Here is a 21858-nt window from a genome sequence, read left to right on the forward strand (position 1 = left end):
TTACTTCCCAATGGCCTGCCGCTGCAGGGCCATCAGCTCGGTGATGCCGGCCTTGGCGAGCTTCAGCATGGACGCGAACTGCTCTTCCGAGAACGGGTCCTTCTCGGCGGTGCCCTGCACTTCCACGATGGCGCCGGTATCGGTCAGCACGAAATTGGCATCCGCCTGCGCGGTGGAATCTTCCGCGTAATCCAGATCGAGCACCGGCTGGCCATCGCACAGGCCGCAGCTCACCGCGCCGACCTGGCCAACCAGCGGGATCTGCGCGATGGCGCCGTCCTTCACCAGCTTGGCGAAGGCGTAATGCAGCGCCACCCAGGAACCAGTGATCGCCGCCGTGCGCGTGCCGCCATCGGCCTGCAGCACGTCGCAATCCAGGCGGATCTGCCGCTCGCCGAAGCCGGAGAGATTCGTAACGGCGCGCAGGGAGCGGCCGACCAGGCGCTGGATTTCCTGCGTGCGGCCCGACTGTTTGCCGCGCGAGGCCTCGCGCTCGGTGCGCGAATGGGTCGAGCGCGGCAGCATGCCGTATTCCGCCGTCACCCAGCCGCGGCCGGTATTGCGCAGGAAGGGCGGCACCTTCTCTTCCACCGTGGCGGCACACAGCACATGGGTCTCGCCGAATTTCACCAGGCAGGAGCCCTCGGCATATTTGGCGAAGCCCGGCTCCAGCCGGATCGGGCGCAACTGGTCGGCTTTGCGGCCGCTCGGACGCATGGGTCTCTCCTTGAAATCTCGGTTCCTGCGAGGTGTTGCGGTTCTAGTCGATAGCGCCGGGCTGAACAACCGGCCCGAGGCCGTTGCGGCCGCGCAGGATATTGTTATACTATAACAGTGCCAAACGCCGACCCAAATCCCGGCCGAATTGCGCCCCAACCCGAGACCAGCCTTGCGTTTTCCGGAGACCCCATCGTGAAGAACCGCCTGCTGTCCAGCGCCGCCGCCCTGCTGGCCCTGACCGCCCTGCCCGCTCTTGCCGCCGACGACGAGCATGAGAAGAAGGGCTACACCTATGCCGCCGGCGACCTCGACCTGACCCTGACTCTGGATGCCGGCTTCGGCCTGTTCAGCGTCAGCAACGCCATCCACGGTCTGGGCAGCCAGGCCCGCGGCAGCAGCGAACGCGCCGGCGGCCGCGCCTGGAGCGAAGGATTCATCGCGCCGGGCCTGGGCCTCGACTGGCATCTGGGCGAGAGCAGCGCCTATGGCGGCTTCAAGCTGCTGGGCAGCGCCACGCGCGGCCAGGGCGACGCCCAGCGCGACTCCACCACCAGCGACCGGCCCGAGGCGCTGGGCATCGAAGAGGCCTTTCTCGGCTGGAAATCCGGCACCGTCTTCGCCGCTTTGGGCGAGGATGCCGTCGATGTCTCGCTCGGCCGCCAGCCCTTCAGCGTCGGCGACGGCTTCCTGCTGGTGGACGGTACGGCCGAGGGTTCCCGCCGCGCCGCCTATGTGATGGGTCCGCGCGCCAGCTTCGACCGCACCGCCATCCTCAAGCTCAACACCGCACCGGTGCGGGCCGACATCTTCCATCTCGAAGGCAACGTCGACCAGACCTTCATGCGCGGCAGCGATGCCGCCGCCACCAAGCTGTACGGCGGCAATGTCGAATGGTTCGCCTCCAGCCACAAGGATCACGGCCGCTTCGAATACGAAGAGCGCCTGTGGTATGTGGGCGCCACCGCGCTCACCGTCTACGAGGCCGATACCGGCGTTTCCACCAACCGCAAGGGCCTCGATGTCTATGCCCTGCGCGCCGGCGGCGCGCTGCTCAGCGGCCTGGGCGAGGGCTGGCAGGATTTCGCGCTGTATTCCGAACTGGGCCAGCAGCGGAACGGCGATGCCGGCCGCAAGAGCCGCGCCCATGCCTGGTATGTCGAGCCGCAATATACGCTCTCGGCCCTGCCCTGGACGCCGCGCCTGAGCTATCGCTACGCCCATTTCAGCGGCGACAACAACTCCGGCGATGGCCGCAACACCGCCTGGGATTCGCTCTATACCGGCGGCGGCGCGCGCGGTTTCGGCACCTGGGACCTGGGCGAGATCTACACGCGCTATACCCCCGGCGGCAATTCCAACCTGAACAGCCACATGGTGCATCTGCGCCTGCAGCCGGCGGAAGAACTGGCCGTCGGCGCCCTGGTCTACCGGCATTTCTACGACAAACCCGACACCGCAAACGGCGTGCGTTCCGACGACCTGCTCACCGAGCTGAACGTCTATGCGCAGTGGGAAACGCCGGTGAAGGGCCTGAGCGTCACTGGCCTGCTGGGCGCGGCCAAGGCCGGCGACGGCCGACGCCAGCAGCTCGGCACCACCGACGCCACCGATCGCACCACCTATCTGGGCCAGGTGGTGTTCGGCTATTCCTTCTAGGCGGCTGCCGGCCCCGCATTCGGCCCCGCATTCGGCCCGGTCGAAGACGCCGGAAACAGCTCGATCATGGCGCGGGCGATTTCGCGCTCGCCCATGATCACCGTGGTCGCGCCGTGGCCGGTCAGGTGATCGACCTCGGCATCGGCATGGGCGCGGGCGATGATGCTGAGTGCCGGATTGATGCCGCGCGCCATCTGCACGATGGCGCCGGCCTCGAACACGTTCGGGATGGCCAGGATCAGTTGCCGCGCCTGCGCCAGGTTGGCGGCGGCCAGTATATCGGCACGGGTGGCGTTGCCGGCCAGCACCTCGATGCCCTGCTCGCGCAGTTCCTTCACCCGTTTGTCGACATCCTCGATCACCAGAAACGGCATGCCACGCTCGCGCATGGCCGCCGCCACCAGACTGCCGACCCTGCCATGACCGATCAGCACCACGTGATCGCTCAGCAGAGTGGTCGGCGGAGTGGTTTCGTTGTCGGGCGCGCCGTCTGAAGCATGTCCGCCCTGCTCGGGCATCGGCTCGCCACCGTCCTGGGTGGCTATGCGGCGTTCCAGCCATGGCCTGAACCACTCGATGCCTGCGAAAATCAGCGGGTTGAGCAGGATCGACAGGATCGCGCCGGCCAGGATCAGGTCGCGGCCCTCCTCGGGCAGCAATTTGAGTTCCACGCCCAGCGCCGCCAGGATGAAGGAGAATTCGCCGATCTGCGCCAGGCTGGCCGATATCAGCAGCGCGGTGTTCAGCGGATGCCGGAAGGCCAGCACGATCAGGAAGGCGGCCAGCGACTTGCCGATCACGATGATGAACACGGTGGCCAGCACCGGCAGTGGATCGCGCAGCAGGATCGCCGGGTCGAACAGCATGCCGACCGAGACGAAGAACAGCACGGCGAAGGCGTCGCGCAGCGGCAGCGATTCATTGGCCGCTTCGTGGCTGAGCGGCGATTCGCTCATCACCATGCCGGCGAAAAAGGCGCCCAGCGCGAAGGATACGCCAAACAGCTTGGCCGCGCCGAAGGCCACGCCCAGCGCGATCGCCAGCACGGCTAACCGAAACAGCTCGCGCGAGCCGGTATGCACCACGTAATGCAACATCCAGGGGATCAGCCGACGGCCAACCACCAGCATCAGCGCCACGAAGGCGGCAACCTTGCCCAGGGTGATGCCCAGCGTGATCAGGATTTCGCGGCTGGGTAAGCCGTCCTGCAGCGATACGTCGTCACCCTGGCTGAGCACGCCGCCCAGCGCCGGCAACAACACCAGCGCCAGCACCATGGCGAGGTCTTCGACGATCAGCCAGCCGACCGCGATACGACCGCGCTCGGTTTCGATCAGGCGACGTTCCTGCAGGGCGCGCAGCAGCACCACGGTGGACGCCACCGATAAGGCGAGGCCGAAAATGAAACCGCCGCCCAGGGGCCAGCCCATTGCCCATGACAGGCCCAGCCCCATCAGCGTCGCCACCGCGATCTGCCCAACCGCGCCGGGAATGGCAATGGCTTTCACCGACAGCAGGTCTTTCAGCGAAAAATGCAGGCCGACGCCGAACATCAGCAGGATGACGCCGATTTCTGCCAGCTCGTTGGCCAGGGCCTGGTCGGCGACGAAGCCGGGCGTGAACGGCCCGACCAGAACGCCGGCCAGCAGATACCCCACCAGCGGCGACACCCGCAACCGATTGGCAACCGCGCCAAAAACAAACGCGAGCACAAGGCCCATGACGATGGTCGCAATCAGCGGCGTGTGATGGGGCATCCGCGGGGATTTCCTCTCGGCGATGACGTGTCGGAATTGTTCCTAGATAGGTGGGCGGCCTTCCCGCTTCAATAAAAAATCTCGGATCGGCGCGAAAAGCCCGCCCCCCGCGCTCACCGGAACGCTTCCTGCCGCAGCTGCCGCGCCGCTTCGGCGACCGGCAACTCTAACTGACGGCCGCTGCGCCAGCGCAGGCTGAGCGAGCCGCGTTCCGCCTCGCGCTCGCCGGCCACGGCCACCAGCGGCACGCCCTGGTCATGCGCCTCGGCGATCTTGCGGCTCAGCCGCTCGGACCGGCTGTCGACCGCCACGCGGTAGCCTTCGCGGCCCAGCGCGGCCGCCGCCTTGCGGGCATAGCCGGCATGGGCGTCGGTCACATTGGCGACGACGAGCTGTTCGGGCGCCAGCCATAGCGGCAATGCGCCCCGGTAATGCTCCAGCAGCATGCCGATGAACCGTTCCAGGCTGCCCAGCACGGCGTGATGGATCAGCACCGGCCGCGCTCTCGTACTGTCGCTGCCGACATAGTCCACGCCCATGCGTTCCGGCAGCACGAAATCGAGCTGCACCGTGCCGCATTGCCAGCTTCGGCCATGGCTGTCACGCAGATGGAATTCCAGCTTGGGCCCATAGAAGGCGCCTTCGCCGTTGCGGATGGCGAAATCCAGCCCGGCACGGCGCGCCGCCATCACCAGCGCGGCCTCGGCGCGGTCCCAGGTGGCATCATCGCCAGCGCGCTTGGCTGGTCGCGTCGCAAAAAACACCAGTGGTGCGCCGAAACCGAAATCGGCATAGATGCTGCGCAACAATTCACAGAACCGCTGCACCTCGCCCTCGATCTGCGCCTCCGTACAGAAGATGTGGGCATCGTCCTGCACGAAGCTGCGCGTGCGCATCAGGCCCTGCAGCGCGCCCGAGGGCTCGTCGCGATGGCAGGCGCCGAACTCGCAGTACCGCAGTGGCAGTTCGTGCACCGAGCGCAGCTTCTTGTTGAACACCTGCACATGCCCGGGGCAGCTCATCGGCTTCAGCGCGAAAGGCCGGTTCCCGGAATTCAGCCGATACATTTCGTTGGCGAACTTCTCGGCATGGCCGCTCTGCTCCCACAAAGAGTAGCTGAGCAGTTGCGGCGTACGGATTTCCTGGAAGCCGGCCTCGCGCATGCGCCGGCGGATATAATCCTCCACCACGCGATACAGCGCGAAGCCGCGCGGGTGCCAGAACACCATGCCCGGCCCTTCCTCCTGCTGGTGGAACAGGTCGAGCTTCGTGCCCAGCACCCGGTGATCGTAGGCGTCGATACTCTGGTTCACGGCGATAACTCCTTCATTTGCGGAGCGTGCCGGAAGCGGACAGGACCCTGAAACGACCGGGGCCCCGTCCGTTTCCGGCGGGGCCCCTGGGTGGTATGCGATGCGTTATCTGCTCACGCGCGACACCAGGGCTCCCCGCCGGAGGCGGTAACCTTAATGGTGGCTACGGTGAGAATGACGTTGCGCATGGTGGTCGCGACGGTATGCGCCGCGCCGCCATGCGTCAAGCAGGAATTTATGGCCCGCTCATTTGAGCGGCAGGCAGATATCGGTGAGCAGTTCGGTGGGCGGCACTTCGCGCGGATTGTTGAGATAATCCTCGAAGACCGGCGCATCGGCTGCCTCGCGGCCCGACTGCACCAGCCATTCGCCATACAGCCAGTCATAGGCCGCCTTCATGTCGGAATACGGCCCCTTGTGGCGCAGCACGGCATACTCGCCGCCACGCAATTCGACGCGCTGCAGCGGCGCTTCAATCGGAAAGGATGCATCGGGCACCATGATGCCGGCGGCCGACTGCAGGTCGGCTTCCGGCACCGAGGTGGGGTCGGAATAGAACAGGCCTTTCATGCACAGGCCCGGCCGCAGCAGGTTGCGCGCCCCCAGCGTGCCGAACAGCGTCTCAAAGGCCCGGCCGATTTCCATATACGAGCCCCGGTGCGGAATCACGGCCAGCGTGGCGGGCGGCAGTTTGCGAATGGCGACATCATGCATGGGGGAAAATCCTTTCGGGGGGTTGAGCATGGAAAACCGGGTATGGCTGCCCGCCTTGCGGAATTCCGCCGGCGGCATGCCATAGGCATCGCGGAAGGCGCGGGTGAAGGCCGCCAGGCTGCCATAGCCGGCGCGTGGCCAGATCGCCTCCAGCGGCATGTCGGTATGGGCTAGGTCGGCGGCGGCACGCTGCAGCCGCAGGCGCTTCACCGTGCCGACGACCGACTCGCCGTAGACCGCCTGCCAGGTGCGGTGCCAGTGCCAGGGCGAGAGCGCCGCCACGTCGGCCAGGGTGTTGAGATCGGGCGCCTGGTCGAGATGAGCGTAGATGTATTCCACCACGCGGGTGAAGCGGCGGACGTAACCAGCCCGGCCGGCGGACTCAGATGACGGGGATACGGACATGTTGGCCTCAGCGGTGATCGACTGGGGCGGACGCTAGCAGAGGCCGGTTTGATAAATCTTGCGAAGTCGCGCTTGCCCGCCGGTCTGCCGCGAACGCGGCCGGTTTGCGGGGAACGAGGCCTTGCCGCAGTGGGTTTGTTTACTATATGTTCTCATCTCCACTGCCATGATGGGTCACTTGTCCGGCAGTCATCCGCCTGCGGATTGGCTCGGGTTCCTGGCAGAGTCAAAAAATGTCGTCTTAAGCAGATTCAATAACTTAACACATCAAAACACACGCAAAACACCTGCAAACCGTCACTTCGTCACCGTGAACTGGATGCCGAACCAGCGAAACCGGCCCTGCTCGGCCGAAGGTACGGTGCAACTGATGCGGTCGCGGGGCGGGGTGAAGGCCTCGGCCGGGGTCAGCTCGTAGCGCCGCTCGGCCCCGCTCACTGCCTTGGGCTGGATCGGCTTGCCCTGGCCGGTATAGCAGACCATCTGGTTCAGCCGCTCGATGCCCGGCGCCACGGTGAAGCGCAGCGTCGGCGGATTGGGGGTCTGGCCCAGCCGGATCAGCACGTCGGCCGGCTCCACGTCGCTCACTGGCAGCGGCAGGGCATTCAATGCCTGGCGCACGCGTTCCACGCTGCCGAAGCTTTCGTTCATCGGAAAGCGCGGCAGCCAGAACATGTCGTGTTTCGCATGGGCAATGCCGGAATGCTGGCCGAATGCCACGCTGTAGCCCATCTCCTTCACCAGCTTCAGCGACATGGCGTCCCATTCGCCGAAGGGATAGGCGAAGAGCTTGGGTCTTTCGCCCAGCTCCTGCTCGAACAGCCTCATCGAGGTTTCCAGGTCCTCGCGGGCCTTTTCGGGCGACAGCCCCGGCAGCGAGGGATGGCGATGGCTGTGGGCGCCGATGGTGACGCCCTCTTTCTTGAGCTGCCGGACCTGATCCCAGGTCAGGTAGCCGCGCAGTTTTGATGTCACCGGCTCGGTGGCAACGAACAGGGTGAAGGGCAGGCCGGCTTTCTTCAGGCGCGGCCAGCCCTCGGTCAGCACCGAGAGATAGGCATCGTCGGCGGTGATCGCGACGGCGCGGTCGGGCAAGGGCTGGCCGGCCTGCAGTTTCGCCACGATCTCGGGCAGCGGCAGCACGTGATACCGGCCCGAGGTCAGCTCGGCGATATGGGCATCGAACTGCTCAAGCCGGATATTGGTGCTGGGTACGCTGTTCTCGCCGAAGCGGTGGTACATCAAGATGCTGGCGTGGTCCGCAGCGGTGGCAGGCTGTAGGGCAGCCAGGCCGGCAGCCAAAACACCAGCGGAAAGGGTAAATTTCAGGGCTTTCATGGCCGCCAGCATAGCCGGCCGGCCGGCCAAAGGGGAGACTTGGCCGGCACTTTCCGCTATAAGCCCGGCCCATGCCTCAGACCGCCAATCCGGGCCGCATCGCCCCCGTCTTCTGCGCCATCGACACCATCGAACTGGCCTTCGCCGGCCGCTGCGCCCGCGCCGCCGCCGCCGCCGGTTTCGGGGTCAAGCTGGGCAAGGAATTCTTCACCGCCCACGGCCCGGCCGAAGTCCGCGCCATCCTGCCCCAGGGCACGCCGCTGTTCCTCGACCTGAAATTCCACGACATCCCCAACACCGTGGCTGGCGCGGTGCGCTCGGCCGCAGCCGCCATGGGGCCGATGATGCTCACCGTACATGCCTCGGGCGGGCCGGCGATGATCCGCGCCGCCGTGGACGCCGCCCGTTCGGCCAAGCAGAAACCCTGGATTCTGGCGGTCACGGCACTGACCTCGCTGGATGCCGCCGACCTGCGCGCCGTGGGCGTGAATGAGGATGTCAGCGCCTATGTGGTGCGGCTGGCCAAGCTGGCCCAGGAGAACGGCGCCGACGGCGTGATCTGCGCCGCCACCGAGATCGAGATGCTGCGCCGGGCCTGCGGCCCCGATTTCAAGCTGGTGGTGCCCGGCATCCGCCCCAAGGGCTCGGCTGCCGGCGACCAGAAGCGCGTGATGACGCCAGGCGAGGCCTTAAGGCTCGGGGCCGACCATCTGGTGATCGGCCGGCCGATCACCGAAGCCGAGAATCCCGAGGCCAGCGCCCGGGCCATCGCGCAGGAACTGCGCGAAGCGGCAGTCGCATAACCATGCCGGTGCTGGCCAAAATCTGCGGCCTGACCGACGAAGCCGCCGTGGAGGCCGCCGTGCAGCACGGCGCCGACATGCTGGGCTTCGTGTTCTTTCCCGCCTCGCCGCGCAACCTGTCGGCCGAACAGGCCGAGGCCTTGCTGCACACCGTGCCCTCGGGCATCGACCGCGTCGGCGTTTTCGTCGATCCGGAAACCGATTTCCTCGACAGGATCCTGGCCAAGGCGCGGCTCGACCTGCTGCAGCTGCACGGCGACGAGACGCCGGAACGCTGCCGCGCCATCAGCATCTATTTCGGCCTGCCGATCATCAAGGCGATCAAGGTGTCGTCGAAAGCCGACCTGAAGGCCGCGAAGGCCTATGAGGATGCCGTCGACTGGCTGATGTTCGATGCCGCGCCGCCGAAGGACGCCACCCGGCCGGGCGGCAATGCCGCCAGCTTCGACTGGAGCATCATGCAGGGCGCGAAGTTCAACCGGCCTTGGCTGCTCTCGGGCGGGCTGACGCCGGAGAATCTTTCCTTGGCCGTGCAGCAATCCGGCGCCAGCGCCGTCGATGTGTCCTCCGGCGTGGAAAGCGCCCCGGGGAAGAAGGATCCGGCAAAGATCCGCGCCTTCCTCGATGCCGCCCGCCGCCTGTAACGCAGAGTTAGGATCGAACCGATGACCATGCTGAATTCCTACCGCTCCGGCCCGGATGAAAAGGGCCATTTCGGCAAGTTCGGCGGACGTTTCGTGGCCGAGACGCTGATGCCGCTGATCCTCGATCTGGAGCGGCATTACAAGGCGGCGAAGAGCGACCCGGCCTTCAAGGCCGAGATGGACTATTTCCTCAACGACTATGTCGGCCGGCCCAGCCCGCTCTATTACGCCGAACGCATGACCGAGCATCTCGGCGGAGCCAAGATTTATTTCAAGCGCGACGAGCTGAACCACACCGGCGCGCACAAGATCAACAACTGCATCGGCCAGATCCTGCTGGCCAAGCGCATGGGCAAGACGCGCATCATCGCCGAGACCGGCGCCGGCCAGCATGGCGTCGCCACCGCCACTGTGGCCGCGCGCTTCGGTCTGCCCTGCGTGGTCTATATGGGCGAGATAGACATCGAGCGGCAGCAGCCAAACGTCTTCCGCATGAAGCTGCTGGGCGCCGAAGTGCGCGCGGTAAAATCCGGCTCGCGCACCCTGAAGGACGCGATGAACGAGGCTCTGCGCGACTGGGTCACCAACGTGCACGATACCTTCTACATCATCGGCACCGCCGCCGGCCCGCACCCCTATCCCGAAATGGTGCGCGACTTCCAGTCGGTGATCGGCCGCGAGACGCGCGAGCAGATCATGCGCAAGGAAGGCCGCCTGCCAGACAGCCTGGTCGCCTGCATCGGCGGCGGCTCCAACGCCATCGGCCTGTTCCACCCCTTCCTCGACGACAAGAGCGTGGAAATCCATGCCGTCGAAGCGGCCGGCGAGGGCCTGGATACCGACAAGCATGCCGCCTCCCTGGCCAAGGGCGTGCCCGGCGTGCTGCATGGCAACCGTACCTATCTGCTGCAGGACGCCGATGGCCAGATCACCGAGGCGCATTCGATTTCCGCCGGTCTGGACTATCCCGGCATCGGCCCCGAGCATGCCTGGCTGCATGACGTGGGCCGGGTGAAATACGTCTCGGCGACCGACAAGGAGGCACTGGATGCCTTCCAGCTCTGCTCGCGCCTCGAAGGCATCATTCCGGCCCTGGAGCCAAGCCATGCGCTGGCGCATGTGATCAAATGGGCGCCGACCCTGCCCAAGGACCATCTGATGGTTATGAATCTGTGCGGGCGTGGCGACAAGGACGTGTTCAATGTTGCCCGCGCCCTGGGAGTGAAGCTGTGAGCCGCATCGACAAGCGTTTCGCCGACCTGAAGGCTGCCGGCCGCGCCGGCCTGGTCACCTTCATCACCTCGGGCGATCCCGATCACGACACCTGCGCCCGGCTTCTGGCCGGCCTGCCGGCCGCCGGCGCCGACCTGATCGAACTGGGCGTGCCGTTCACCGATCCGATGGCCGATGGCCCCTCCATCGAGGCCGCCAACCTGCGCGCACTGGCCAAGGGCGCCTCCTTGCGCAAGACGCTCGATCTCGTGCGCGGCTTCCGCAAAAACGACGATGCCACGCCCATCGTGCTGATGGGCTATTTCAACCCGATCTCCGCCTATGGCGTGGACACCTTCCTTGCCGATGCCAAGACGGCTGGCGTGGACGGCCTGATCGTCGTCGACCTGCCGCCGGAAGAGGACGACGAGCTGTGCATTCCCGCCATTAAGGCCGGCCTGCACTTCATCCGTCTCGCCACCCCCACCACCGACGATGCCCGCCTGCCCGCGGTGCTGAACAACACCTCGGGGTTCCTGTATTATGTGTCGATTGCCGGCATCACCGGCGCGGCGGCGGCCGATCCGGCAACCGTGGGCAAGGCGGTGGCGCGGATCAAGCAGAAGACAAAACTTCCGGTGGCGGTTGGCTTCGGCATCCGTGATGGCAAGCGTGCCGCGGAGATCGCTGCCGTGGCCGATGCCGCCGTGGTAGGCTCGGCCCTTGTGGATCGCGTCGCCGAGGCCCAGATCAAGGGCATCGATCCGGCCGATCACGTGCTGGCGCTGGTGCGCGAGCTGAGCAAGGCCATCCGTGGTGTCGCCAAGGCGGCGGCCTGAAGCGTTAAGGAGTATCGCCATGAACTGGTTGACCCGCACCGTCCTGCCAAAGATCCGCGAGTTCACGACCAAGAAGGACACGCCGGATAACCTTTGGAAGAAATGCCCCAATTGCGGGCAGATGATCTATGCCAAGGAAGTGGAGGAGAACCAGCACGTCTGCCCGAAATGCGACTATCACATGCGCGTCGGGCCGAAGCAGCGTTTCGCCGCGCTGTTCGACAAGGGCGAATACCAGACCATCGAACTGCCCGACGTGCTGCAGGACCCGCTGCATTTCCGCGATTCAAAGAAATATCCCGACCGCCTGAAGGATGCGCGTTCCAAGACCGGCCAGCGCGATGCCTTCGCCGTCGCCCACGGCACGCTGCACGAGCAGGACGTGGTGATCGCGGTGCAGAATTTCGCCTTCATGGGCGGTTCGATGGGCATGGCCACCGGCGAGGCGCTGATCGCCGCCGCGAACCTGGCCGTCACCCAGCGCGCCGCCCTGATCCTGTTCGCGGCCGCCGGTGGTGCGCGCATGCAGGAGGGTATCCTGAGCCTGATGCAGATGCCGCGCACCGTGATCGCGGTGCAGCGCCTGCGCGAGGCACATCTGCCTTTCATCGTGGTGCTGACCGATCCCACCACCGGTGGCGTCACCGCGTCTTATGCCATGCTGGGCGACATCCAGATCGCCGAGCCGGGTGCGCTGATCGGCTTCGCCGGCCCGCGCGTGATCGAGCAGACCATCCGCGAGACCCTGCCCCAGGGTTTCCAGCGCGCCGAGTATCTGCTGGACCATGGCATGCTCGACATGGTGGTGCATCGCCGCGAGCTGCGCGACACGCTGGGCCGCATCGTCAGCCTGCTGCTCGACCCCGCGCCGAAGGCCGATGTTGTGTCGCTGCCGCGCCCGGGCCTGGAAATCCCGCCGACCGGTGAGATTCCCCATGGCGCCCCCGCGCCCCGCAGCCGCTGAACTGGATTCCATTCTGCAGCGCCTGATGGCGCTGCATCCCAAGGCGATCGATCTTTCGCTGGAGCGCATCCGCGCCCTGCTGTCCAAGCTGGGCGATCCGCATCTGGGCCTGCCGCCGGTCTTCCACGTGGCCGGCAGCAAGGGCAAGGGATCGACCACCGCCTTCCTGCGCGCTTTTGCCGAGGCGGCCGGTTATCGCGTCCATGTCTATACCTCGCCGCATCTGGTGCGGTTCAATGAGCGCATCCGTCTGGCGGGCCGGCTGATCCAGGATGAAAGGCTGATCGCCCTGCTGGAGCATTGCGAGCGCGTCAATGCCGGCCAGCCGATCACCTTCTTCGAAATCACGACGGCAGCCGCCTATCTCGCCTTCGCCGAAGCGCCGGCCGACCTCGTGCTGCTGGAGACCGGCCTGGGTGGCATTGCCGACACCACCAACGTGATTCCACAGCCGCGCCTGACCGCCATCACACCCATCGGCATCGACCATGTCGCCTTCCTGGGCGATACCATCGCCAAGATCGCGGCAGCGAAAGCCGGCATCATCAAGCCCGGAATCCCGTGCGTGGTGGGACCGCAGCCTGACGAGGCGATGGCCGTGATCGCAGCCCAGGCGGCGGAATGCCGCGCGCCGTTGATCCGCCATGGCCACGAATGGGATGTACAGGCGACGCCGAACGGCATGCATTGGCATCAGGACGATCAGGAACTGGCCCTGCCCCACCCGGCCCTGCTGGGCGAACACCAGATCGTCAATGCCGGCACGGCTGTAACCTGCGCACGGAATCTGGCCGGCTTCGACATTCCGCCGGAGGCCATCGCGCATGGCCTGCGCAATGTGGACTGGCCGGCGCGCATGCAGCGGCTGACCAGGGGTCCGCTGATCGAGATGCTGCCGCCGGGCACGGAGGTGTGGCTGGATGGTGCCCATAATGCCATGGCCGGCGCAGCGCTGGCGGAAACGCTGCAAATCCTGCCGCCGATGCCGACCTGGCTGCTGGTCGGGATGCTGAACACCAAGGACGCCGCCGGCCTGTTGCGGCCGCTGCAGCCCCTGATGCGGGCGGCGCGGTGCATCGCGATCCCGGGCGAGGCCAATTCACTGTCGGCCGAGGATCTGACGGCGGCGGCACGCAGCGTCGGCCTGCCGGCGATGCCGACGGAGAGTGCGGAAGCCGCGATGCGGCAGATCGCAGAAACGATAAAGGCCGAGGCTGTTTCTGCCCCGGCCCGTGTCGTGATCACCGGCTCGCTCTATCTGGCGGGCCGGATCCTTTCGGAAAACTCTTAGATCGCCGAGTTGATCCACTCCAGGATGCGGCTCTTGGGCATCGAGCCGACCTTGGTGGAGACCGGCTTGCCGTCCTTGAACAGGATCAGGGTCGGGATGCCGCGCACGCCGAATTTCGAGGGGGTCATCGGGTTCTCGTCGATGTTCACCTTGGCCACGGTCAGCTTGCCGGCCATCTCGCCGGCGATCTCGTCCAGGGCCGGGGCGATCTGCTTGCAGGGACCGCACCACTCGGCCCAGAAGTCGACCAGCACGGCATTGGAAGACTTGAGGACATCGCTCTCGAAGGAAGCGTCGGTAACTTTGGTGGGCGCGGACATGCGGGAATCCTCGTTGGGATGGGGGAGTGCCGGCTTCGGCCCGGTCAGACGATCCAGACAGGCGATTCCGGTGCGGCGGTTTAAGGTAGAAAGACACCCCCTAAGCGTCAAGCGGGTGGAAAAATTCACACAACCCACTGATTTTCCTGAAAAAGCAGGAATCAGGCCGGCGAATCAAGGGTAGACAACGCCTGCGCGCGCTTGTTACAACTCGTAACAGATCGGCGGGTTCACCCGCTGAAAGGATCAACAAAGGCTTAACGGGGGATCGATGGCCGGGGGCAAAGCCACGACACTGCTGGATGCCAGGACGCTGCTGGGCGCCGCCCTGCGCGGGATCTGCCGCCTGTCCGTGCCGGCCTTGCTTCTGGTCAGCGTCGCCATGGTCCCGGTCGAGCCCATCCAGGCCCAGCCGCGCGCCGGCCATTCCAAGGCAGCCGTCGCGCCCAAACCCGATGCCAAACCGGCCAAGGCCGCACCGCGCCGCCAGAAGTCAGCCGAGCCCGCCCGCCGCGCGGCGGACGCTGAAAACACCAATGGCTTCAACATCGACGGCCGCCGCGTGCGCGTCGATGTGGTGAAGGCCGAAACCGACCTGCTTGGCCCCGATGGCCGCGCCCCGGCCGTGCTGATCCTGCATGGCGCCCATGGCCTGGGCGACGGCTCGCTGTTCTATCCGCAGGCCAAGGCGCTGGCCGAGCGCGGCATCAATGCCTTCGTGGTGCATTATTTCGACGGCATCCCGCAGGCCCGCAAGGCGGCCCCGACCCTGCATGACGAGCGCGAGCGGGTGATCGCCGAAGCCGTCTCCTATGTACAGAAGCAGGCTTATGTGGACGGCGAGCGGATCGGCGTTTTTGGTCTGTCGCTGGGCGGTTTCCATGCCCTCAGCCTGGGCAGCCGCGACGCGCGCATCCAGGCCGTGGTGAACGTGGTGGGCGCGATGCCGTCAGAGGTGCAGCGCCGCGGCGTGCACCGCATGCCGCCAACCCTGGTGCTGCACGGCGACCGTGATGCCACGGTGCCGGTTCGCCGGGCCTATGAACTGGCCAGCCTGCTGGGCGAGATCGGCGCCGAACACGAGGTGAAGATCTACAAGGGCCAGGGCCATACCTTCCGCGGCGATGCCAAGGAAGACAGCATTTCCCGCACGGTGGATTTCTTCGAGCGTTACCTGGGCGGCGACCGCGGCCTGCTGGACCGCGAACTGGAAATCGATATCGCCCTGGCGCCAGTGGTGCCCGAGACCGAGACGCTGCCGATCCGCGAACTCACCATTGCCGACGAAGCGCTGTGGGCCATGGCCGAGCACGGCACCATCCAGCCGGGCAACTGATCCCGAATACGGCTGCATCAGTAAAAAAGTCGGACACGCAAAAGGGCCGCCGGACATACCGGCGGCCCTTTTCATTCGCATGAATGACCGGTCGTTGACGGGAAGACCGGCGCGGCGGTCAGGCCGCCGTCGCCTCGTCGCGTTCGGCCGGCTGGGTCTCGGCATTGGGATCAAGAGCCGCCTCAAGCTCCATCTCCAGGCTCGGCTGCTCGCCATCGACAACGACTGCCTGCTGCTGCGGCTGCTGGCCGCCGCCCTGCTGTGGCTGCTGCTGGCTCGCCTGCTGTTGCTGCTGGCGCTGCAGCGGCGTCACGCCCTGGGCCAGCATGATGCGGTAATAGTGCTCGGCATGCTGCAGGTAATTCTCGGCCGCGATGCGGTCGCCTGACGCATTGGCGTCACGGGCGAGCTGGCAGTAGCGCTCGAAGATCGTGCTGGCGGTGCCGCGGATTTTGACGTCGGGGCCGTTGGAGTCGAAATTGCGGTGGGAATTGTTCATCCCTCCGCCACCGCCGCCACCACCACCATGCGGCCTGCGGCCCTGAGGCCGGCCGCCACGTTGACGATTCTTGTTGTTCACAGGTTCATCTCGCTTGTTTTCAGCAAATCGCGCATCAGGCTGGTTGCGCACCGTATCGCGTCGCCCAAACATCTGCGCGCAATACAGCCGGCCTCTCGATCGGATCCAAAACCGGTTTCAGTCGAGGAGGCGATGACGCTGCCTGCCTTATCCGCCCCCGGCCAACTCACCCCTTTGATCAAGGCCAGATCAATGCCTTGGGCGTGCTTCCTTGGGACCGCGTCATCCCGAATCCCAAGATAAGGGGGGCGACGGCGGCTGCCAACCCCCTTTCGGCGGGAATTTATCAGGATTTCCGCCCGGTCACGACGCGCCCGATGCCGGCCAGGTCGGGCAAAACGACGATATCGGCGAAACCGGCCCCGGCCAGCAGGGCCGAGACTGCGGCATCCTGTCCCATCCCGATCTCAACGGCGACGACAGCGCCCACACCCGCCAGCCGCGCCAGGTCTGGCACCAGCCTGCGATAGGCCGCCAATCCGTCGGCGCCGCCATCCAGGGCCAGACGCGGTTCGTATCGCGCCACCTCGGGCGCCAGCCCCGGCACCACAGCGGTTTCGATATAGGGCGGGTTGGAGATCAGGATGTCGAACGGCCCGTCCAGGCCCGCACCCCAGTCGCCCTGCCGGAACTCGGCGCGATCGCCAAGTCCGAGAGCTTCGGCATTCATGCGCGCAATCGACAGCGCGGCCGGCGAGGCGTCCACGCCCAGGCCGGTGGCGCGCGGCAATTCATGCAGCAGACTGAGCAGCAGGCAGCCCGATCCGGTGCCAAAATCGACGATCCGCAGGGCGGCATGACGATCCGCCACCGCGGCAAGCACGCCGGCCACCAGGGCTTCCGAGTCCGGCCTCGGATCGAGCACATCCCCGGTGACGCGAAAGTCCAGTCCCCAGAATTCGCGGTGCCCCAAAATCTGCGATACCGGCTCGCGGTCGATGCGGCGCTGGACCAGCGCCTCGAACCGTGCGGCCTGCTCCGGCGACAGCACCCCACCGGAATCCAGCCGCACCCGGTCAGGACTCAGTCCGGCCGCATGGGCCAGCAGCAGCACCGCATCCTGGCGCGGTCCCTCGATCCCGGCCTGCTTCAGCCGCCGCGTGGCATCAAGCAGCAGCGCGCCGATCTCAGGCATTCAGTTCGGCCAGACGGCTGGCCTGATCCTCGGCGATCAGCGCCTCGATCACGTCATCCAGCGCCTCGCCCGTCATCACCTGATCGATCTTGTAGAGCGTCAGGTTGATACGATGGTCGGTGACGCGCCCCTGGGGAAAATTATACGTGCGGATGCGCTCCGAACGGTCGCCCGACCCGACCTGTCCCTTGCGGTCGGCCGCGCGGGCCGAGGCCAGCTTCTCGCGTTCCGCCTCGTACAGCTTGGCTCGCAGCAGCTTCATCGCCTTGGCCTTGTTCTTGTGCTGCGACCGCTCGGTCTGCTGCGCCACCACGATGCCGCTCGGGATATGGGTGATGCGCACCGCCGAGTCCGTGGTGTTCACATGCTGGCCACCCGCACCGGAGGAGCGATACACGTCGATGCGCAGATCGCTCTCGTTGATGTCGATATCGACATCCTCGGCTTCGGGCAGCACCGCCACCGTGGCGGCCGAGGTATGGATGCGGCCCTGGGTTTCGGTATCCGGCACGCGCTGCACGCGATGCACGCCGGATTCGAATTTGAGGCGGGCAAAGACGTTGCGGCCGGAAATGGTGGCGATGGCCTCGCGGAAACCACCCAGTTCGGTGTCGGAAATACTCTCCACCTCGAAACGCCAGCCATGCTTGCCTGCATAGCCGCGATACATCTCGAACAGATCGCGGGCGAACAAAGCCGCCTCGTCGCCGCCGGTGCCGGCGCGGACTTCCAGGATGGCGTTCTTCTCGTCGGCTTCGTCCTTGGGCAGCAGCATGATCAGCACGCGCCGCTCGGCATCGGGCAAAGCCGCCTGGGCCTGCTTCCATTCCGCCTCGGCCAGGCTGCGCATTTCAGGATCGGAAGCGGGGTCGTCGCGCATGGCGGCCAGATCGGCCACTTCCCGGCGCAGCCGGCGCCAGTCGTTGATGCCCTGCACCAGCGGTTCGATCTCGGCATATTCCTTCGAGAGCTTCACGAAGGCATCGGCCGCCAGTCCGCCGGCCGCCATCTGGGCCTGCAGCATCTCGTAACGCTCGATCACCTTGTCGAGCTTGGCCTCGGGCAGGCCGGCGACATCCATGACTCAGGCCTTCAGCTTGGCAAGCAGCTCGGCGCGGCGGAGCGTGACCTCCTGGCCGCTTTGCAGATCCTTCAGCTTCACCACGCCCTGCGCCAGCTCGTCATCGCCGATCACCACGGCGGCAAAGCAGCCCAGCCTGTCGGCGCGCTTGAATCGTTTGCCGGCATTGCCGCCATAGGCCAGTTCCACCGCCACGTCGGCGCGGCGCAACTCGGCCGCCAGCTTGGCGGCCTCGGCCTCGGCGGCGGCGCCGATCGGAATGATGGCAACGCTGCGCGGCGGCGTGGGCTGCGGGTCGGACAGCAGCACCAGACGCTCGATGCCGCCGGCCCAGCCGATGCCCGGCGTCGGCTTGCCGCCAAGCTGCTCGATCAGGCCGTCATAGCGGCCGCCGGCCAGCACAGTGCCCTGGGCGCCCAGCATGTCGGTGGTGAACTCGAACGCCGTGTGGGTGTAGTAGTCCAGACCGCGCACCAGACGCGGGCTGACCTTGAACGGCACGCCGGCTGCGCCCAGGCCATCCTGCAGCGCCTTGAAGAAATCGCTGGCGGCAGGCGTGAGAAAATCCTGGATCAGCGGCGCATCGGCCACCAGCCTGCGGTCGCCTTCATCCTTGGAATCGAGGATGCGCAACGGGTTCTTCTCCAGCCGCTTGCGGCTGTCTTCCGACAGCCTGTCGGCATGGCCGGAGAAATACTTCACCAGTGCCGCCCGGTAGCCGACCCGGCTTTCCGGATCGCCCAGCGTGTTCAGCTCCAGCACGCATTTGTCGAGGATGCCAAGCCGGCGCAGGATTTCGGCGGCGACCGAGATCACTTCCACATCGGCCTGCGGCTCGGCCGCACCGATCACCTCCACGTCGATCTGGTGGAACTGGCGCTGGCGACCCTTCTGCGGCCGCTCGAAACGGAACATCGGGCCCCACGCGAAGGCCTTGAAGGGAACATGCTGCTGCAGGCCGTTGGAAATGAAGGCGCGGCAGATGCCGGCCGTATATTCCGGCCGAAGGGTCAACCCCTCGCCGCCCTTGTCGGTGAAGGAATACATCTCCTTGGACACCACATCCGATGTTTCGCCCATCGAACGGGCGAATACCTCGGTGAATTCGAAGATCGGCGTCGCCATCTCGCGATAGCCGAACAGAAGCGCTGCCTGACGGGCAACATCCACCACGTGGCGGAACCGGGCAAAATCGTCGGGCAGAATGTCATGCGTGCCGCGCACGGGCTGCAACTGGGCCACGGCGTGTCTCCGTCGTTGAAAGGTGGAAGCTAGGAAGCGGCGTCGGCCGCTTCGGAAGGATTATCCGCCACCCGGGCGGCTTCGATCTCGCGCGCCTTGGCCTCGACCAGTTTGACCAGATGGGCGACGATATCCTCGTTCTGCAGCCGGTGCGCCGGCTGGCCGGCCAGGTAGACCTGATGCGAACCCTTGCCGCCGCCGGTGAAGCCGATATCGGTCTCGCGCGCCTCGCCGGGGCCGTTCACCACGCAGCCGATCACGCTGAGCGTCATCGGCGTGGTGATATGGGCCAGGCGCTTCTCCAGCACCTCGACGGTCTTGATCACATCGAACTGCTGGCGGGCGCAGGACGGGCAGGAAATCACGTTCACGCCGCGATGGCGCAAATTCATCGACTTCAGGATGTCGAAGCCGACGCGCACCTCTTCCTCCGGCGGCGCCGACAGCGATACGCGCAGCGTATCGCCGATACCCGACCACAGCAGCATGCCCAACCCGATGGAGGATTTCACCGTGCCGATGCGCTGGCCGCCGGCTTCGGTGATGCCGATATGCAGCGGGTAGTCGCAGGCTTCCGCCAGGCCCTGATAGGCGGCAACCGCGAGGAAGACATCGGACGCCTTCACGCTGATCTTGAATTCGCGGAAATCGTGATCTTCCAGGATGCGGGCATGGTCCAGCGCGCTTTCCACCATGGCTTCCGGACAGGGTTCGCCGTATTTCTCCAGCAGATGCTTTTCCAGCGAGCCGGCATTGACGCCAATGCGCATCGAGCAGCCGTGATCCTTGGCCGCCTTCACCACCTCGCGCACGCGCTCGGCGCTGCCGATATTGCCGGGATTGATGCGCAGGCAGGCAGCGCCCGCCTCGGCCGCCTCGATGGCCCGCTTGTAGTGGAAATGGATGTCGGCCACGATCGGCACGCGGGCAGCGCGGACGATCTCTTTCAGGGCTTTCGTCGAATCCTCATCCGGGCAGGAAACCCGGACGATATCGGCACCCGCCTCTTCGCAGCGCCGGATCTGCTCGATCGTGGCCGCGACATCCGAGGTCAGCGTATTCGTCATGGTCTGCACGGTGATCGGCGCGTCGCCGCCCACCGGCACCTTGCCGACGAAAATCTGCCGCGATTTGCGGCGCTGGATGTCGCGATAGGGTCGGATGCTCATTGCTGCTGCCTGAAGCGACCGTGCCGCTCATGTCCCAAGCGGAGCCGGATGCGGCGTAACATGGCGCCTTTGCCCCGCCATGACAAGCCAGCGGGGCAAACGGAACAGGGCCAAAGTCAGCCCTGGCCGCCGGTTTTCAACCGATCCGGATCGAGAGGAATGCCCCGCTTGACCTCGCCCTCGCCGCCAAAGGGTGGCAGGGGCTGGCCGTCCACCACGATGCGTACCGCGCCGGCATTGCCGGTCAGCAGGGTCAGGCCCTCGCGGTCAGGCACCACATAGCGTTCGCCCGCATTCAGCAGCCGGGTGAAGACCTGCTCGTTGTTCGGCCCGCGAACCTGGATCCAGGCCGGTCCCGTGGCCTCGACGCGGATGCGGCTTTTTTCGGTATCGGCCGCGCCGTAGCTGGCGCTGGCGGCCGGCGGGGCCGCAGCCGGTTCAGGCGCAGCCGTCCGGTTTGCCGCAGCGGCCTGGACCGGGGCCGGCGCCGGTTGTTCGGCGACTGCGGCGGCAGGCGGGACGGCGGGAGGCAGGGCGGCGGGGGGCGAGGCGGGCGCGGGAACCGGGGCGGCGGCCTGAACAGCCGGCGGCTGCGTGGCATCCGATGCAGGCGCCGGCGGCGCTGCCGGTGCGGGCATGGAGGCAACTGCCGCGGGCGACGCGGCGGCCGGGGACGCGGAAACCGGCGGGGCGGCGGCAGCCGTAGTGGCGGCAGGGGGCGCTGCGACAACCGAGGCGGTGGCAGGCGGGGCCGATGCCGGTGCCGGCGGCACCGCAGGGGCGATGGGCTGCGGGCTGGGAACCAGATCGGCCAGCCGCGCCGGTACCGCCTGAATCAGATCCTGCCCGACGCGCAAGGCTTCCTGGTGCCTGTACCACACCAAGTAGATGAGGCCCGCGATCACCAGCGCTCCCAGCACCAGCCAGAGACGCGGCGTGCGCTCTTCCGGTCGCGGCAACGGGAAATTCAGCACCACACGCTGCACCTTGCCGTCGGCCTCGGTCTGGTAGGTTTTGAGAACCTGATCGGGATCGAGGCCGAGGAATTCGGCATACTGGCGCAGGAAACCGCTGACATAGACGGCGCCGGGCAATTCCCCGAAACGGCCGGCTTCGATGGCCTCGAGATAGGGACGGCGGATGCGCAGGCGCGCGGATACATCCGCAAGGGCGAGGCCACGCCGCTCGCGCACCACTTTCAGGCTATGGCCAACGCCCTCGTAGCCATTCGCTACGGTCGACGCCGTCGAAGCCTGCTGTTCGCCGGATTGGGCATTCATCCTGGATTGCCTACCCTTGTTCGCGCCGGTCATATTACGGCAAATGGCCGGCAAGGCCA

Annotated in this window: 20 protein-coding genes; 8 read left to right on the forward strand and 12 right to left on the reverse strand. The window is 66.3% G+C overall.

Features of this window, described 5'->3' with window-relative positions:
- On the reverse strand, nt 1-717 hold the full coding sequence (rph, locus tag ACK4FK_RS02325) for a ribonuclease PH (RefSeq protein ID WP_409740531.1): 717 nt from the start codon (nt 715-717) through the stop codon (nt 1-3).
- A gap of 195 nt (nt 718-912) precedes the next feature.
- Here rph and ACK4FK_RS02330 point away from each other — a divergent pair, with 195 nt between their 5' ends.
- Nucleotides 913-2376 (forward strand): alginate export family protein, encoded by a 1464-nt coding sequence (locus ACK4FK_RS02330; protein ID WP_409740532.1) that lies wholly within the window; start codon nt 913-915, stop codon nt 2374-2376.
- Here ACK4FK_RS02330 and ybaL read toward each other — a convergent pair.
- The 4 genes from ybaL to ACK4FK_RS02350 all read right to left on the reverse strand — a co-directional run bounded on the left by ybaL (nt 2373) and on the right by ACK4FK_RS02350 (nt 7903).
- The gene (gene ybaL / locus ACK4FK_RS02335) at nt 2373-4133 is read right to left on the reverse strand and encodes a YbaL family putative K(+) efflux transporter (RefSeq protein ID WP_409740534.1); all 1761 of its coding nucleotides are present in this window, start codon (nt 4131-4133) and stop codon (nt 2373-2375) included. The two genes, ACK4FK_RS02330 and ybaL, sit on opposite strands and share 4 nt — an antisense overlap.
- 113 nt (nt 4134-4246) lie before the next feature.
- On the reverse strand, nt 4247-5446 hold the full coding sequence (gene thrS, locus ACK4FK_RS02340; protein ID WP_409740536.1) for a threonine--tRNA ligase: 1200 nt from the start codon (nt 5444-5446) through the stop codon (nt 4247-4249).
- 246 nt (nt 5447-5692) lie between these two features.
- Nucleotides 5693-6565 carry a GyrI-like domain-containing protein gene (locus ACK4FK_RS02345; RefSeq protein ID WP_409740538.1) on the reverse strand — a complete coding sequence of 291 codons (873 nt, stop codon included), beginning with the start codon at nt 6563-6565 and terminating at the stop codon, nt 5693-5695.
- Nucleotides 6566-6862: 297 nt separating this feature from the next.
- The gene (locus ACK4FK_RS02350) at nt 6863-7903 is read right to left on the reverse strand and encodes a polysaccharide deacetylase family protein (protein ID WP_409740540.1); all 1041 of its coding nucleotides are present in this window, start codon (nt 7901-7903) and stop codon (nt 6863-6865) included.
- Between the two features lie 71 nt (nt 7904-7974).
- Between ACK4FK_RS02350 and pyrF the strand changes: the two genes are divergently transcribed.
- Genes pyrF through ACK4FK_RS02380 form a run of 6 tightly spaced genes read left to right on the forward strand, consistent with a single transcriptional unit; the run spans nt 7975 to nt 13656 of the window.
- Nucleotides 7975-8706: an orotidine-5'-phosphate decarboxylase gene (gene pyrF, locus ACK4FK_RS02355; RefSeq protein WP_409740542.1), complete on the forward strand. Its 732-nt coding sequence runs from the start codon at nt 7975-7977 to the stop codon at nt 8704-8706.
- A gap of 2 nt (nt 8707-8708) precedes the next feature.
- The gene (locus ACK4FK_RS02360) at nt 8709-9350 is read left to right on the forward strand and encodes a phosphoribosylanthranilate isomerase (RefSeq protein ID WP_409740544.1); all 642 of its coding nucleotides are present in this window, start codon (nt 8709-8711) and stop codon (nt 9348-9350) included.
- 21 nt (nt 9351-9371) lie between these two features.
- A complete protein-coding gene (gene trpB / locus ACK4FK_RS02365; protein ID WP_409740546.1) occupies nt 9372-10583 on the forward strand; it encodes a tryptophan synthase subunit beta in 1212 nt (403 codons plus the stop codon).
- Nucleotides 10580-11401, forward strand: coding sequence for a tryptophan synthase subunit alpha (gene trpA / locus ACK4FK_RS02370; RefSeq protein WP_409740548.1), 822 nt, complete (start codon nt 10580-10582; stop codon nt 11399-11401). Before trpB ends, trpA begins: the two co-directional genes overlap by 4 nt.
- Before the next feature lie 19 nt (nt 11402-11420).
- Nucleotides 11421-12365, forward strand: coding sequence for an acetyl-CoA carboxylase, carboxyltransferase subunit beta (gene accD / locus ACK4FK_RS02375; RefSeq protein WP_409740550.1), 945 nt, complete (start codon nt 11421-11423; stop codon nt 12363-12365).
- Nucleotides 12337-13656 (forward strand): bifunctional folylpolyglutamate synthase/dihydrofolate synthase, encoded by a 1320-nt coding sequence (locus ACK4FK_RS02380; protein ID WP_409740552.1) that lies wholly within the window; start codon nt 12337-12339, stop codon nt 13654-13656. The genes accD and ACK4FK_RS02380 overlap by 29 nt, the downstream gene beginning before the upstream one ends.
- On the opposite strand, the gene trxA is transcribed toward ACK4FK_RS02380, so the two are convergent.
- Nucleotides 13653-13976 (reverse strand): thioredoxin TrxA, encoded by a 324-nt coding sequence (trxA, locus tag ACK4FK_RS02385; protein WP_409740554.1) that lies wholly within the window; start codon nt 13974-13976, stop codon nt 13653-13655. The two genes, ACK4FK_RS02380 and trxA, sit on opposite strands and share 4 nt — an antisense overlap.
- A gap of 271 nt (nt 13977-14247) precedes the next feature.
- Here trxA and ACK4FK_RS02390 point away from each other — a divergent pair, with 271 nt between their 5' ends.
- Entirely contained in the window at nt 14248-15312 is a 1065-nt protein-coding gene (locus tag ACK4FK_RS02390) for an alpha/beta hydrolase family protein (protein WP_409740556.1), read from the forward strand.
- Between the two features lie 118 nt (nt 15313-15430).
- On the opposite strand, the gene ACK4FK_RS02395 is transcribed toward ACK4FK_RS02390, so the two are convergent.
- From ACK4FK_RS02395 to ACK4FK_RS02420, 6 genes are all read right to left on the reverse strand, one after another.
- On the reverse strand, nt 15431-15892 hold the full coding sequence (locus ACK4FK_RS02395; protein WP_409740558.1) for a DUF4167 domain-containing protein: 462 nt from the start codon (nt 15890-15892) through the stop codon (nt 15431-15433).
- A 286-nt stretch (nt 15893-16178) separates the two neighbouring features.
- Nucleotides 16179-17027 (reverse strand): peptide chain release factor N(5)-glutamine methyltransferase, encoded by an 849-nt coding sequence (gene prmC, locus ACK4FK_RS02400; protein ID WP_409740561.1) that lies wholly within the window; start codon nt 17025-17027, stop codon nt 16179-16181.
- Entirely contained in the window at nt 17020-18108 is a 1089-nt protein-coding gene (gene prfA, locus ACK4FK_RS02405) for a peptide chain release factor 1 (protein WP_409740563.1), read from the reverse strand. The genes prmC and prfA overlap by 8 nt, the downstream gene beginning before the upstream one ends.
- A 3-nt stretch (nt 18109-18111) precedes the next feature.
- Nucleotides 18112-19350: a histidine--tRNA ligase gene (gene hisS / locus ACK4FK_RS02410; protein WP_409740565.1), complete on the reverse strand. Its 1239-nt coding sequence runs from the start codon at nt 19348-19350 to the stop codon at nt 18112-18114.
- A gap of 29 nt (nt 19351-19379) precedes the next feature.
- Nucleotides 19380-20519, reverse strand: coding sequence for a flavodoxin-dependent (E)-4-hydroxy-3-methylbut-2-enyl-diphosphate synthase (ispG, locus tag ACK4FK_RS02415; RefSeq protein ID WP_409740568.1), 1140 nt, complete (start codon nt 20517-20519; stop codon nt 19380-19382).
- Nucleotides 20520-20635: 116 nt separating this feature from the next.
- Nucleotides 20636-21799 (reverse strand): helix-turn-helix domain-containing protein, encoded by a 1164-nt coding sequence (locus ACK4FK_RS02420; protein WP_409740571.1) that lies wholly within the window; start codon nt 21797-21799, stop codon nt 20636-20638.
- Nucleotides 21800-21858 lie beyond the last annotated feature (59 nt).

Origin of the sequence: Ferrovibrio sp. (genome assembly GCF_046297895.1) — a bacterium.
GTDB lineage: Bacteria > Pseudomonadota > Alphaproteobacteria > Ferrovibrionales > Ferrovibrionaceae > Ferrovibrio.